Source organism: Micromonospora sp. NPDC049580 (assembly GCF_040675595.1).
In the GTDB taxonomy this organism is placed as follows: Bacteria; Actinomycetota; Actinomycetes; order Mycobacteriales; family Micromonosporaceae; genus Micromonospora.
In genome coordinates this window covers 1-14291 of record NZ_JBFAPG010000112.1, presented here as the reverse complement: position 1 = coordinate 14291, position 14291 = coordinate 1, and the positions used below count along the sequence as shown (strand labels likewise).

The 14291-nt window shown below is 72.1% G+C and carries 12 protein-coding genes; 5 read left to right on the top strand and 7 right to left on the bottom strand.

Annotated features, from left to right (window positions below; all coding sequences use genetic code 11):
* Positions 1 to 37: 37 nt before the first annotated feature.
* The 4 genes from AB0J68_RS12495 to AB0J68_RS12480 form a co-directional block, all read right to left on the bottom strand.
* The gene (locus AB0J68_RS12495) at positions 38 to 1744 is read right to left on the bottom strand and encodes a bifunctional metallophosphatase/5'-nucleotidase (protein WP_363938265.1); all 1707 of its coding nucleotides are present in this window, start codon (positions 1742 to 1744) and stop codon (positions 38 to 40) included.
* Between the two features lie 270 nt (positions 1745 to 2014).
* Complete coding sequence (locus AB0J68_RS12490; RefSeq protein ID WP_354856495.1) at positions 2015 to 2470, bottom strand: lamin tail domain-containing protein; 456 nt, start codon at positions 2468 to 2470, stop codon at positions 2015 to 2017.
* A 311-nt stretch (positions 2471 to 2781) separates the two neighbouring features.
* Positions 2782 to 3438: a histone deacetylase gene (locus AB0J68_RS12485; protein ID WP_354856493.1), complete on the bottom strand. Its 657-nt coding sequence runs from the start codon at positions 3436 to 3438 to the stop codon at positions 2782 to 2784.
* A gap of 11 nt (positions 3439 to 3449) precedes the next feature.
* Positions 3450 to 4229, bottom strand: coding sequence for a phosphodiesterase (locus AB0J68_RS12480; protein ID WP_354856490.1), 780 nt, complete (start codon positions 4227 to 4229; stop codon positions 3450 to 3452).
* Positions 4230 to 4397: 168 nt separating this feature from the next.
* Here AB0J68_RS12480 and AB0J68_RS12475 point away from each other — a divergent pair, with 168 nt between their 5' ends.
* Positions 4398 to 5819 (top strand): sensor domain-containing diguanylate cyclase, encoded by a 1422-nt coding sequence (locus AB0J68_RS12475; protein WP_363938261.1) that lies wholly within the window; start codon positions 4398 to 4400, stop codon positions 5817 to 5819.
* A gap of 89 nt (positions 5820 to 5908) precedes the next feature.
* Here the strand turns inward: AB0J68_RS12475 and AB0J68_RS12470 are convergent, their stop codons facing one another.
* Together AB0J68_RS12470 and AB0J68_RS12465 are read right to left on the bottom strand one after the other, a co-directional pair.
* Complete coding sequence (locus AB0J68_RS12470; RefSeq protein ID WP_354856484.1) at positions 5909 to 6970, bottom strand: aspartate-semialdehyde dehydrogenase; 1062 nt, start codon at positions 6968 to 6970, stop codon at positions 5909 to 5911.
* Between the two features lie 5 nt (positions 6971 to 6975).
* Positions 6976 to 8241: an aspartate kinase gene (locus AB0J68_RS12465; protein ID WP_354856481.1), complete on the bottom strand. Its 1266-nt coding sequence runs from the start codon at positions 8239 to 8241 to the stop codon at positions 6976 to 6978.
* Between the two features lie 267 nt (positions 8242 to 8508).
* On the opposite strand from AB0J68_RS12465, the gene AB0J68_RS12460 reads away from it, so the two are divergent.
* Entirely contained in the window at positions 8509 to 9297 is a 789-nt protein-coding gene (locus AB0J68_RS12460) for a hypothetical protein (RefSeq protein WP_354856478.1), read from the top strand.
* Between the two features lie 84 nt (positions 9298 to 9381).
* Complete coding sequence (locus AB0J68_RS12455; protein ID WP_363938258.1) at positions 9382 to 9912, top strand: nitroreductase family protein; 531 nt, start codon at positions 9382 to 9384, stop codon at positions 9910 to 9912.
* Here AB0J68_RS12455 and AB0J68_RS12450 read toward each other — a convergent pair whose 3' ends face one another.
* Positions 9913 to 10911, bottom strand: a complete 999-nt coding sequence (locus tag AB0J68_RS12450; RefSeq protein ID WP_363938256.1) for an ArsR family transcriptional regulator — start codon at positions 10909 to 10911, stop codon at positions 9913 to 9915.
* Between the two features lie 78 nt (positions 10912 to 10989).
* Between AB0J68_RS12450 and AB0J68_RS12445 the strand changes: the two genes are divergently transcribed.
* A complete protein-coding gene (locus AB0J68_RS12445; RefSeq protein ID WP_363938254.1) occupies positions 10990 to 12261 on the top strand; it encodes an MFS transporter in 1272 nt (423 codons plus the stop codon).
* Between the two features lie 237 nt (positions 12262 to 12498).
* The gene (gene leuA, locus AB0J68_RS12440; protein ID WP_363938251.1) at positions 12499 to 14250 is read left to right on the top strand and encodes a 2-isopropylmalate synthase; all 1752 of its coding nucleotides are present in this window, start codon (positions 12499 to 12501) and stop codon (positions 14248 to 14250) included.
* The last annotated feature ends 41 nt before the right edge of the window (positions 14251 to 14291 follow it).

Below are 14291 nucleotides of genomic sequence, written 5' to 3'. Positions count from 1 at the left end.
CGGGTGCTCCGGGGCCCGATCGTTGCGGGGTACGCCGTCAGGCGGCGGGGACCTCGGCGGTGGTGCGGATGCGGTCGAGCGTCGGGGCGGAGACCGGCGACTTCGCGGTCAGGTACGCCACGAACGCGTCCAGGTCAATCTGGCCGGTGACCTGGTTGGTTCCGGCGGTGAGGGCGCTGAAGCCGTCGCCGCCACCGGCAAGGAAGTTGTTCACCGTCACCCGGTAGGTGGCGGCGGTGTCGACGGCGGTGCCGCCGATGGTGAGGCTGCCCCGGACCACGCGGGTGCCGGCGCACGGGTCGGCGACGGTGCCGGTGGTGCCGGCCGGGTCGACCACGTAGCCGACGGTCGACGACGGGTACAGCGTCCGGCCGGTGACGAACTGCTGTTCCAGTACGCAGTAGAGCTGCGCACCGGTCAGGTCGAGCGTCACCAGGTTGTTGGCGAACGGCTGTACCGTGAACGCCTCCTCGTAGGTGACCGGGCCGGCGTTGAGGTCGGCCCGGACCCCACCCGGGTTCATGAAGGCGGCGACCGCATTCTGCTCGTCATCGGTGGCGGCGAGCTGCGCGTCGGCGATCAGGTTGCCCAGTGGCGACTCGCCCAGGGTCGTACCGAAGAGGGTTTCCTGGGTCTTGGTGATCGCGGTGGTGGTCTCGCCGACCTGGCGGCCGGCGACCGGGCCGAGCACCGTCTTGTACTTGTCGATCAGGGCGGTCTGCTTCGGGTCCTTGGCGACGTCGCGGGTGACCACGACGTTGTTCGCGGAGGCCGAGAGCACGTCCCCGGAGCGGCGGTCGATCTTCAGGTCGATGTCGGTGACCAGGCGGCCGAACGAGCTGGCGCTGGTGACCAGCTTGCCGTTGATGTTGCAGTTGTACGCCTGGTGGGTGTGGCCGCTGACGACCACGTCGATCGACGGGTCCATCCGGTTGGCGATGTCCACGATGGGCCCGGTCATGCCGACGCAGTCGTTGATGCCACCGGTCGCCGCCTGGGCGCCACCCTCGTGCAGCAGCACGACGATCGTCTCCACGCCCTTGCGGCGCAGCTCGCGGGCGTACCGGTTGGCGGTCTCCGCCTCGTCGGCGAAGGTGAGGCCCGCGACGCCCTGCTGGCTGACGATCTGCGGGGTGCCCTCCAGGGTCATCCCGATGAAGCCGACCTTGACGCCCTGCACCTTGTGGATCGCGTACGGCGCCATGAGCGGCTTGCCGGTGGCGGTCTTGAAGGCGTTGGCGGACAGGTACTGGAAGCTGGCGCCCCGGTACGGGGTGCCGTCGGCGCAGCCGTCGACCGGGTGGCAGCCGCCGTTCTGGATCCGCAGCAGCTCGGCGGCGCCCTCGTCGAACTCGTGGTTGCCGACGCTGGCGTAGTCCAGCCCGGCCATGCTCAGCGCCTCGATGGTCGGTTCGTCGTGGAACGCGGCGGAGAGCAGGGGGGACGCGCCGATCAGGTCACCGGCGGCGACGGTGATGGTGTTCTTCTTCTTGGCGGCGGCGCGCAGCTCGGCCAGGTGGGTCGCGAGGTATTCGACGCCTCCGGCGGGCTGCCCGGCGATGGTGCCGCTGGAGCCGGTCGGGGGTTCGAGGTTGCCGTGGAAGTCGTTGAGCGCCAGCAGGGTGACGTCGACCGGCTTCGGTCGCGCGTCGGCCTGCTCGGGGGTGGTGGCGACCGCGCCGAGCGCTGCCACCGCGAGCGCGGTCAGGCCGACAGCGGCCCGACGCATCCCGGGTATGGACATGGAACTCCTCGTGAGAATCGGCGCGTGCGGTGGCCGGCCTGTGGGTCGAGCGGCCGCCGTCGACGCCGTCGGAAGGATCGATCACGCTTGCGGGCGGTTGGGGCGTCGCCCGCCCGGCCAGCCTCTCATCCGGACGCTCACAGGTCGAGCCGAGCAGCACAGCAGAGCTGCGAATACACCGATTGGTCCACCATCGGTCACCGACCACATCTCGTCGATCGACGTCCGCGGCGAACGCCGCCGGCCGGTCGACCGGCGGCGTCCGCTTGCTCAGCAGGAGGTGTAACTGCCCTTGCTGCCCCAGGAGCAGGAGTCGATCTGCTTCCCGGCCGAGTCGCGCAGGTACGCGCTGTCGCCGGTGTTGTTCCAGATGTACGCGCCGGACCCCCAGTAGCGGTGGGTCGACGTGTTCTTGCCCTTTCCAGTGTGGATGTAGACACTCGCTCCGGCGGCGAGGCGGACGTCGCCACTGAAGGTGTAGACATGGCGCGCCTTGTCCCGCAGCGTCCAGGACTTCAGGTTGATGGTGCTCGACCGCCGGTTGGTGAGGCGGACGTACTCCGCGTTCAGGCTGGAATTCGAGCGGTTGTCGCTGCCGGGCGAGTTGTAGTAGACCTTGGTGATCTGCACCGACGGAGTCGCGGCCTGCGCCGGTCCGGCGGTGGCCAGCGTGGCAGCGAGCGTCCCGGCGAGCGCGAGCGCGAGACCGATCATCTTCTTCGTCATTCCGTCTCCTCACTCCGTGCGCCGGCCGACGAACGCCGACGCAGTCGTTCCACGTGTGACGTGGAGCGCTGACGCTAGCGGCGGGACGGGGCGGGCGTGGCCAGCGAGGAGGACGCGTCGCCAACTCGATCCGGGCGGTGGAGCGTGGTGCGCCGGTCGGTGCGCGGCGACGCTGCCCGGCAGTTCGGACCGGTCGACCTTCGGACGCGTCCGGACTCTCACCGGCCCGTCCATCCGGTCCGATGATCTCGTCGGTCGATCCGGCCGGTGGATCATCGCCGCCGATCCGGGCGGAAGCCGGGCTTGGCCGGTCAGCCGGTGGTGAGCGCGTCGCGGACCAGAGTCGTCACCGCGTCGAGGGGCCAGCCGTCCGCGACTCCGGGGCGCTGTGCCAGGTAGTCGGCGATCCGCTCGGCGGCCCAGCCGTGTGACTCGTGCAGCCCTCGGGCGATCATGCGCAGGTAGGCCGGTGCCGGTGGCCGGCACCGCACGGCCGACGCCGGCTCGGGGGCGGTGAAGGTGAGCAGCGGGACGCCGGCGCGCAGGCCGGGGCAGATCAGGGTCTCGTAGCGGCCGGGGCCGAGCGTCGCCCGCCCCTCGGCGACGGCGGTGTCGACTGCCGCGCCGGCCGCCGGGACGAGGTCGGCGGTGTCGCCGGTCGGGCGGTACATCTCCTGAGCGGCGATGTCGGTGAACTGCTCGATGGTGACCAGGTAGGCCCGTGCGGCGGCCTCGCCCGGCAGCTGCGGGTCATAGAACGCCATCCCGCCGGTCCACGCGCCGGACTCGCCGGCGAAGTAGATCCCGCCGGGCAGCCACACCGGCGCCGACCGGCTCGGTGGGCGAGGGTCGCGGCAACCCGGGTACGTCCGCCGGCCGCCGGGCGGGCAGCCGCCGACGATGTACCAGGCCAGCCGGGCGGCGTGCATGTTCGAGCCGTACGCGACGTACCAGACGGTGCCGGGCATGGGCGCTGCGATCAGAAGCCGCAGGTCTGGCCGGCCGAGTGGCTGACCTGCACGACATGGGTCACGCAGCCGTCGGGCTCGATGCGGTGCAGCAGGAAGGCGGTCGGCTCGGCGACCCAGCCGATCACCTCGTCCGTGGCCATCGTGAGGGTGCTCTGCTTCCAGGTGCTGGGCGCCACGGTGAGCACCGTGCCCGCGTACCCCACGGTGACCGTGCGGTGCAGGTGCCCGGCGGCGACCCGCACGACGTGCCGGTGCCGGCCGACCACCTCGGCCAGCGCGGGCCCGTCGGCGAGCCGGATGGTGTCCGCCGCCGGGATGCCGACCGCGACCGGCGGGTGGTGCAGGAAGATCGCGGCGGGCACGTCGGGCCTACCGGAGAGCACGCCGTCGAGCCAGCCGAGCTGCTCCTCGCCCAGGTTGCCGCCGCCGCTGCCGGGGGTGAGCGAGTCGAGCACGACGACTGTCGCCGCCTCGTGGTCGACGTGGTAGTAGGCGGAGAACCCGCCGCCGAGCCAGGGCGTGCCGCCGAACGCGTCGAGCAGCGACTCCCGGTCGTCGTGGTTGCCGGCGGCCAGGTACACCGGAAGCGGGAACCGGCCGATCAGGTCGCGCAGCGCGGCGTACTCGTCGGGTCGGCCGTGGTCGACCAGGTCGCCGGTGATGACCACGCAGTCGGGTCGCGGGCGCAGGGCCAGCACCCGGCCGAGCGCCCGGTGCAGCCCGGCGGCGGGCTCGGCGGCGAGCAGGCCGGTGGTCACGTGCGGATCACTGAGCTGGGCGATGAGCATGAGTGCTCGCCTCCTCGGCGACGGGAGTTCCACGCTATCGCCCGCCGCCTCTTCCCACAGGCTGCGTCCACAGCCTGTGGATAGCACATGTGTACGAAGCCCGGAGGGTTCCCTCAGCGTGGGTACGCTTGATCGCGCAGACCCTCCCCTACCTGGAACGACGTGCGAGTGGATCATCAGCGAGTCATCCGTGACGTCACCGTCCGCCTGTCGATGGCGTCGACCGCGCCGGAGGCCTGTCGGCGGACGGTCGCCGCGCTGTCGCGCCACACCCCGGCCACCATCTCGGTGCTGCTCGAGGCCCACGACCGGCTGCGCTGCGTGGCGGCGACCGGCGCGTGGCAGGTCTTCGCGACCGTCCCGGCGCGCACCGGGATCGTCGGCCGGGTGTACGCCACAGACGTCGCGGCGGTGGTCCCGGACGTCACCGCCGACCCGGACTACCTTCCGGTACGCCCGGACGTGACAGCTGAGCTGTGCGTGCCGGTGCGCGACCCGGCGGGCCGGGTGATCGGCGTACTGGACCTGCAGTGGAGTGGGCCTGTCGACCTGGAGCCGTGGCGGGAGACCGCGCAGCGGCTGGCGGCCCGACTCGGCGCCCGCATCGCCGCAGTGGGCGGCCCTCCGTCAGAGAGCCGGAGCGAGAAGCTGCTCCGGCACGCCGCCGCGCTCTCCGCCGCGCCGACCGAGGAGGCCGTGATCGGCGCGGCGACCTCCGCCGCCCGGGAGGTGTCCACCCTCTCCACAGCGGTGCTGCTGACCGGCGGCCCGGAGGGCGCCCAGCTCGGGCCGCCGCCGCTGGCCGGGTGCGAGTTGGAGACCCGCATCCGGGCGGAGTTGGCCGAGGCGGGGCCGGAGGCTCTCGGCCGGATGCTCGAGCGGGCGCACCGGTACGGCGCCGGGTACACGCTGGGCGAGGCGGGGCACCCGCCGACCGAGGACTACCGGCCGCTGACCCGGGCCGGGGTACGCACGCTGATCGCCGTTCCGATGGGTCCGCCGGACGCGGGTGGGGCGCTGCTCGTCGCCGACGAGCGGGCGCTGCGGCCGGACCCGACCACGGTCAGCCTCATGGAGCTGCTCGCCGGGCAGGTGTGGACCAGCCTGGACCGGCTGCGCACGCTCGTCCGGCTGCGGGAGCAGGCCAGCTCGGACCCGCTGACGGGGCTGCGGCACACCGGCCCGTTCGGGCAGCGGATCGCGGCGGCCACCCCGGGGCGTACGGCTCTGCTGGCGATCGACGTGGACGGCTTCAAGACGGTCAACGACACGTACGGCCATCAGGCTGGCGACCAGGTGCTGGTCGGGCTCGCCCGGGCGCTGGAGGGGGCGTTGCGGCACGGCGACGAGCTGTACCGGATCGGCGGCGACGAGTTCGTCGCGGTGATCGAGGTGAGCCGTCCGGAGGAGGCGGTCCGGATCGCCGAGCGGTTGACCGAGGCGGCTCGACGGACCGGTCGCACGATCAGCGTCGGCGTCGCGTTGCCCCGCCCCGGCGAATCCCCCGATGGCACCCTGCGAAGAGCCGACCAGGCCCTCTACGCGGTGAAGCGCCAGGGCCGGGACGGAGTCCACCTGGCCGCGGCGTGAACCCTCCCGCCGATCCTGCGCTTCCGGTCGCCGTCTTGTCGCTCCGATCCCTTGTGCCGGCGCAGACACCGCGAGATCGCCGCGGGGGGTCAGGCGGTGCGGAGTTCCTTGGCGAGGAGTTCGGCGATCTGGGCGGTGTTGAGGGCCGCGCCTTTGCGGAGGTTGTCGCCGGTGACGAAGAAGTCGAGGGCGCGCGGATCGTCCAGGGCGCGGCGGATCCGGCCGACCCACGACGGGTCGGTGCCGACCGCGTCGATCGGCATCGGGAACTCACCGGCGGCGGGGTCGTCGACCAGGATCACGCCGGGGGCGTTGCGCAGCGCCTCGCGGGCGCCCTCCGCGTCGACCTCGGTGGCGAAGACCGCGTGCACGGCCACCGAGTGGCCGGTCACCACCGGCACGCGCACGCAGGTGGCGCTGACCTTGAGGTCGGGCAGGCCGAGGATCTTCCGCGACTCGTTGCGGATCTTCATCTCCTCCGACGACCAGCCGCCGTCGGCCGACGAGCCGGCCCAGGGCACCACGTTGAGCGCCAGCGGCGCCGGGAACGGGCCGAGGTCGTCGCCGACCGCCTGGCGGACGTCGCCGGTGCGCGAGCCGAGCGCGCGATCCCCGGCGACCTTGGCGAGTTGATCGTGCAGGATGTCCACGCCGGCCTGACCGGCGCCGGAGACCGCCTGGTAGGAGGCGAGCACCAGCTCCCGCAGACCGTACTCGCGGTGCAGGGGCGCGACCGCGACGATCATCGCGAGGGTGGTGCAGTTGGCGTTCGCGATGATGCCCCGGGGCCGGTTGCGGACCTGCTCGGGATTGATCTCCGGAACGACCAGCGGGACGTCCCGGTCCATTCGGAAGGCGCCGGAGTTGTCCACCGCGATCGCGCCACGGGCGACGGCGATGGGCGCCCACTCGGCGGAGACCTCGTCGGGCACGTCGAACATCGCCACGTCGACCCCGTCGAACGCCTCCGGGGTCAGCGCCTGGACGACGAGCTCCTCGCCCCGGCAGCGCACCCGCTTCCCGACCGAACGCTCGGAGGCGAGAAGCCGGATCTCACCCCAGACGTTGCGACGTCCGCTGAGCAACTCACACATCACGGTGCCGACGGCACCTGTCGCTCCGACCACGGCGAGGGTGGGCAGCGCCGTCATCGGCGCTACCTACCCGTCCCGGCGTAGACCACGGCTTCGGTGTCGCCGCCCAGCTCGAACTGATCGTGGATGGCGCGGACCGCGGCGTCGAGGTCGGTGTCCCGGCAGACGACGGAGACGCGGATCTCGGAGGTGGAGATCATCTCGATGTTGACCCCGGCAGCGCCCAGCGCGGCGAAGAAGCCGGCGGCCACGCCGGGGTGCGAGCGCATGCCGGCGCCGATCAGGGAGACCTTGCCGACGTGGTCGTCGTAGAGCAGGCCCTTGAACTTGACCGGCTCCTGGATCTTGCTGAGCGCGGCCATCGCGGTCGGGCCGTCGGCCTTGGGCAGCGTGAACGAGATGTCCGTACGGCCGGTGCCCTCGGTGGAGACGTTCTGCACGATCATGTCGATGTTGATCTCGGCGCCCGCGACGGTGTCGAAGATCCGCGCGGCGGCACCCGGCTCGTCGGGCACCCCGACGATCGTGATCTTGGCCTCGCTGCGGTCGTGCGCGACCCCGGTGATCAGTGCCTGCTCCACGGAAAGGTCCTCCATCGATCCGGTGACCATCGTGCCGGTGTTGGTCGAGTATGACGAACGGACGTGGATCGGCAACCCCGCCCGGCGGGCGTACTCCACGCTACGCAGGTGCAGCACCTTCGCGCCGCACGCGGCCAGCTCCAGCATCTCCTCGTAGGTGATGTCCTTGATGTGCCGGGCGTTGGGAACGATCCGCGGGTCGGCGGTGAAGATGCCGTCCACGTCGGTGTAGATCTCGCAGACATCGGCGTGCAGCGCGGCGGCGAGCGCGACGGCCGTGGTGTCCGAGCCGCCGCGGCCCAGCGTGGTGACGTCCTTGGTGTCCTGCGAGACGCCCTGGAAACCGGCCACGATGACCACCGAGCCCTCGTCGAGCGCGCCCTTGAGCCGCCCCGGGGTGACATCGATGATCCGCGCCCGGCCGTGCACCGAGGTGGTGATCACACCGGCCTGCGAGCCGGTGAACGAGCGGGCTTCGTACCCCAGGTTGTGGATGGCCATGGCCAGCAGGGCCATGGAGATCCGCTCCCCGGCGGTGAGCAGCATGTCCAGCTCGCGGCCCGGCGGCAGCGGGCTGACCTGGTTGGCCAGGTCGAGCAGCTCGTCGGTGGTGTCCCCCATCGCGGAGACCACCACCACCACGTCGTCGCCGGCCTTGCGGGCGGCGACGATGCGCTCGGCCACCCGCTTGATCCGCTCGGCGTTGGCGACGGAGGACCCGCCGTACTTCTGCACCACGAGTGCCACGACGGTGCACTCCCTCCCAGTGACCCTGAGCGTGCCGACGCCGCCGGAACCGGGGCCGGCGGCGCGTGTCAGACCCCATGAGGGTATCGGGCGGGCCACGGCGGCGGGTCGGGTGATCCCACGATCCGGCCCGCGCGGCCGTGCGGGCAACGCGGGCGGCCAGGTCCGCGAGTTCGGGCGGTACGCCGAAAGGCCGCGCCCGACACGCCGGGGCGGACGGCTGCACGCCGCTGCCCGCGCCTGGCCCGCACCCACCAGAATGGGCCGGTGCCCGTCCTCTTTCGCTCGGCCGGCCGCGTGCTCGGGCCGCTCGTGTTCGCCCTGCCGGCAGTCCTGGTCTCCTGCACCAGCGAGCGGCCTCCGCCTCCGCCGCCAGCCGACCCCGGCCCGGTCGAGGTGGACGCCACCCGGGACGAGCTGGCCGCCCTGGCCGCCGCCGCACAGGATCGCCACCTGGTGGCGCGCTACGTGTTCACCCGGACCGGCCAACCGGACCGCAGCATCGTGTTCACCAGCGCGAACGACGGCAGTTGGCGGGTCGACGTGCCGGGCGGGGCGCTGGGTGGCACCGCCGACGTCTCGCTGGCCGCGACCGGCGACGGGCTGTTCCAGTGCGCGCTGCCCTCGACCGGTCACCCGGAGCCGGCGCGCTGCGTACGCCTCGGCGAACGTGACGACGCCCTCCCGCGCCGGCTGGACCCCCGGATCCAGCATCCGCTCACCGACTGGCTGGACGTGCTGACCGACCGGCGCGCGCCGCTCGCGGTGGCCCTGGCCGCCACGCCCAAGGGGCTGACCGGCACCTGCTACTCGGTCGACTCCACCTCCGCCTCGCTGAACGCGCCGTTGGACGTCGGCATCTACTGCTACGACACCGACGGCACGCCGACCGGCGTCCGGACCGACGCCGGCACGCTGCGGCTGGCGGCCCCGCCCGGCCCGGCGCCCGCCACCGTGCAGCTCGCCGGGCCGGTGGTGGTGGACGCGGAACCCCTCGACACCGCGGCCCCTCCGACGCCCGATCCGACACTCAGCCCGAGCGCGGGAACGTCCTGATCTTCATCCCGTTACGGGTGCTTTTGCCCACATCCCGCAGGCCCACGTTGAGTAGCGAATCACCCATACAGGACGATTCTCGGCATGGCTGACCTGACCCCGCTGCTCGCCTTCCGCTGGAGCCCTCGGGCCTTCGACCCGAGCGCCACCCTGACCTCGGACGAGGCGGCGTCGCTGCTGGAGGCCGCGCGGTGGGCGCCGTCGGCGGACAACGGGCAGCCCTGGCGGTTCGCCCTCGGCCACCGGGACGACCAGAACTGGAAACGGATCCTGATCAACCTTCCCGCCGACGACCAGGGCTGGGCCCGGCACGCCGCGACCCTGGTGGTCGGCGCGCACACCGGCGGCGACGCCGAGCGGGCCGCGTACGACCTCGGTCAGGCGATCGCCCACCTGACCCTGCAGGCCACCGCGCTCGGTCTGCACGTCCGCCAGCTCGTCCGCTTCGACCGGGCCGGCCTCGCCGCCGAACTCGACCTGCCCGGCGGCGTCCGACCGCTTGTGGTCGCCGCCGTCGGTCGGCTCGGAGATCCCTTCGCCCTCCCGGCCGAGCTGCGCGCCCGGGAGACCGGCCTGCGGCACCGCCGGCCGGTCGCCGACCTGCTGCTCGCCTGATCACCTGATCGGGTCAGCCGCCCCGCTGGCCCGCAGCAGAACCCCCGCGGCGTCGGTGTTGCGGTAGAGCACATGCCGACCCTGTCGGGACCGGCCGACCAGGCCGGCGGCGTGCAACGCGGCCAGGTGCTGCGAGACGTTTCCGGCCGACATCCCGGTGAGCCGGGCCAGGTCGGTGGTGGTGGTGGCCGTGTCGAGCAGGTGCAGCAGCGCGGCGCGGCCGGGGCCGATCACCCGTGCCAGCGGGTCGCCAGGCGGTGGCGCGGTCGCCTCCCAGAGCGTCCCGACCGCCCGGACCGGGTACGCGGCGGCCGGCAACGAGTCCTCCAGCAGGTTCCACAGCACCCGACGTTCGCTGAACACCGTCGGGTTCAGCGCCAACCCACGGTCCCGCAGGTCGAAGTCCCGCGCGAACGGGTCGTCGCTGACCACCCGGTCGCCGAGCCAGCGCAGGCTCGGGTGGAGCTGCTCGAAGAACCGTCCGGCGCCGTTCTCGGCGAGCTGTGCGGCCCGGTACGCCACGTCGGCGTCGAGCAGCGCGCGCATGCGCGGCCAGTCCGGGGCGATGGCCTCGTCGTACCAGACCCGCACCGCGTCGACGAGCTGCGGCAGCAGCCCCCAGGGGTCGGCGAGCAGCGCCCGCCCGAACGGACTGAGCGGCCGGCGCGGGGTGGTCGCCAGCAGGTCCTGGACCACCACGGCCGGCGGTGTCGCGGCGATCTGGTCGAGCTGCTCGGTCATCTCCACGTTGGGTCGGGCCGCCGGGGTGAGGAAGTCCGGCAGCCAACTACGCGGCCGGGCCAGCTCCACCAGCGGTCGGACCCGGACGGCCACCTCGGGCCGACGCATGGTCACCCGGGCGCGGTCGATCCAGGGCAGGTGCACCGCGTGGTAAACGGGGCTGGCCAGCGCCCACATGCTCATTACCGTCTCGTTGACCGGCGACACGGCGAGCCGCACTCTCGCGACGTCGGCCAGGCTGAATCGCAACTCGGACACGCGCCCTCCCCGGGAGCAGGATTCGGTCCAGCCTAAAAGGCTCGACCGATCTATTCGGTCCCGGTTCACTTCTCGGCCATGGGGGCCAGAGAAACCATCCGCACCGCTGTCCAGAACGTCGTACCGCCGGCCGGGCTGACCCGCGCGCTGGCCGTGCAGGCCATGGTCTACGCCGTCGGCAGCGGCCTGTTCCACGCTGGCAGCGCCGTCTTCTTCACCCGGGCGCTGGGGCTCAGCGCCGCCCAGGTCGGGCTGGGCCTGTCCATCTCGGCGGGGGTGTCACTGCTGGGCACGGTGCCGCTGGGCGGGCTCACCGACCGGTACGGACCGCAGCGGGTCTGGGTGGTCGGGCTGGTGCTGGACGCGGCGCTCTTCGCGTCGTACCCGTTCGTGGGTGGCTTCGCCGGTTTCCTCGCCGTGGTGGTGGCGCTGGCGGCGGTGGACGCGTCGACAGGCGTGGCCCGCCAGGTCTACTCGATCAACGCGCTCCCGCCCGCCGAACGGGTCACGGCGATGGCGTACCAGCGCTCGTCGCTGAACGTCGGATTCGGGCTGGGCGCGGTGATCAGCGGTCTGGTGCTGGCCGTGGACACGATCGAGGCGTACCGGGCGATGGTCTGGTTCATCGCGACGGTCTTCCTGGTCACGGCCCTGTTCGTCCGGCGACTGCCCCGGCTGCCGCAGGTCGCCCGACCGGAGGAGCCGATGAGCCGGCTCGCCGTGCTGCGGGACCGCCCGTTCATGACGGTGTCCCTGCTCTCCGGGTTGCTCACCGCGCACCAGACGCTCTACCTGACGGTGCTGCCGCTCTGGATCCTCACCCACACCGACGCCCCGAAGACGCTGATCGCCGCCTTGGTGCTGCTCAACACGGTCCTGATCGTGCTGCTCCAGGTACGCGTCAGCCGGGGCGCCGACACCGCTGCGGGCGCGGCGCGGGCCTCCCGCCGCGGTGGCCTGCTGATCGCCCTGTCCTGCCTGGTCCTGCCGATCTCCGGGGTCACCCGTGGCGCGCTCACCGTGGTGGTGCTGGTGGCCGGCGCGATCCTGCTGATCCTCGCCGAGCTGATCGACTCGGCGGGCGCCTGGGGGCTCATCGCCGCCCTGCCGCCGGCCGCCCAGCGCGGCGCGTACGTGGGGGCGTTCGAGCTCGGCAGACAGGTGCACTACCTGATCGCCCCGGCCGGGTTGACCGCGCTTGCCGTCAGCACCGGCGGCTGGGGTTGGTTACCGACGGCAGCGATCTTCGTGCTGGTCGGAGCGGCGATCGTGCCCGCCGTGGCCTGGGCCGAACGGACGCCGAGGCTGGGTGCCGAGGTCCAGGAGCAGACCATGACGCCGGTCCCATAGTCCGGACCGGCCTTTCCACCCCCGGTTCCATCACGTAGGGTGACCTGGTCATGTGGCGGGCGCTTCTTCTCCTTAGCCGCCGCGACGGGGCCTGACCGGCCGGCACCTCGTCGCGGAGTCGCATCGCGCCGTCCAGCACATCTGAGTTTCCTCTCGGCACCGCCGCGCACCGTCGCCCGGCACCTCGCCGACACCTTCCGATCTGCTGACGCCACATGTTCCAGGGAGCACTCTGAGATGGCTCAACCTGTCACCGACGCCGAGACCGATCCGATCGCCCGGCAGCGCCCCAGCCGGATGCCGAACCACCGCTACCAGCCCTACCGGGAGCAGTTCCGGATCGACCTGCCGGATCGCACCTGGCCCACACGCACCGTCGAGGCCGCCCCGCGCTGGTGCGCGGTGGATCTCCGGGACGGCAACCAGGCGCTGATCGACCCGATGTCGCCCGAGCGCAAGCGGCGGATGTTCCAGCTGCTGGTCCAGATGGGCTACAAGGAGATCGAGGTCGGCTTCCCGTCGGCCAGCCAGACCGACTTCGACTTCGTCCGGCAGCTCATCGAGCAGGACATGATCCCGGACGACGTCACCATCCAGGTGCTCACCCAGTGCCGGGAGCACCTGATCGACCGGACGTTCGAGTCGCTGCGCGGCGCGAAGCGGGCCATCGTGCACTTCTACAACTCGACCTCCACCCTCCAGCGGCGGGTGGTCTTCGGTCTGGACAAGGACGGCATCGCCGACATCGCCACCACCGGTGCGCGGCTCTGCCAGAAGTACGCGGAGATCCACACCCCGGACACGGAGATCTTCTACGAGTACTCGCCGGAGTCGTACACGGGCACCGAGCTGGAGTACGCGCTGGAGGTCTGCTCCCGGGTGATCGACGTGATCGACCCGACGCCGGACCGGCCGCTGATCATCAACCTGCCGGCCACCGTCGAGATGGCGACCCCGAACGTGTACGCCGACTCGATCGAGTGGATGCACCGGCACCTGCCGCGCCGGGACAGCATCGTGCTCAGCCTGCACCCGCACAACGACCGGGGCACCGGGGTGGCCGCCGCCGAGCTGGGCCTGCTGGCCGGCGCGGACCGGATCGAGGGCTGCCTGTTCGGCAACGGCGAGCGCACCGGCAACGTCGACCTGGTGACGCTGGGGCTCAACCTCTTCTCCCAGGGCATCGACCCGATGATCGACTTCTCGAACATCGACGAGATCCGGCGGGCCGTCGAGTACTGCAACCAACTCCCGGTGCACGAGCGCCACCCGTACGCGGGCGACCTGGTCTACACCGCCTTCTCCGGCTCCCACCAGGACGCCATCAAGAAGGGCTTCGACGCCCTCGCCGCCGACGCGAAGGCGGCCGGCGTGCCGATGGACGAGCACACCTGGGCGGTCCCGTACCTGCCGATCGACCCGAAGGACCTGGGCCGCACCTACGAGGCGGTCATCCGGGTCAACTCGCAGTCCGGCAAGGGCGGCGTCGCGTACATCATGAAGAGCGAGCACCAACTGGACCTGCCCCGCCGACTCCAGATCGAGTTCTCCGGGGTCGTGCAGCAGGTCACCGACCACGACGGCGGCGAGGTCGACCCGCGCGCCATGTGGGAGATCTTCGCGACGCACTACCTGCTCGACCACCAGCCCGACCCGGCGGTCCGGTTCGCCGGCTACACGATCGGCACCACCGACGGCAAGGTCGAGATCGAGGCACAGGTCGGTGTGGGCGGCGAGCAGCGGTCGCTCACCGCGGTCGGCAACGGCCCGATCGACGCGTACGTCAACGCGCTCGGTTCGGTCGGGGTGGGCGTCCGGGTGCTCGACTACCACGAGCACGCGCTGTCCTCCGGTGGGGACGCGCAGGCCGCCGCCTATGTGGAGTGCGAGGTGGACGGTCGGACGGTCTGGGGTGTCGGCACCGACGCCAACATCGTCACCGCGTCCATCAAGGCGGTCACCAGCGCCGTCAACCGCGCCCGCGGCTGACCTGGCTGAGGGAGGGCACCGGGTGCCCTCCCACAGCCCCG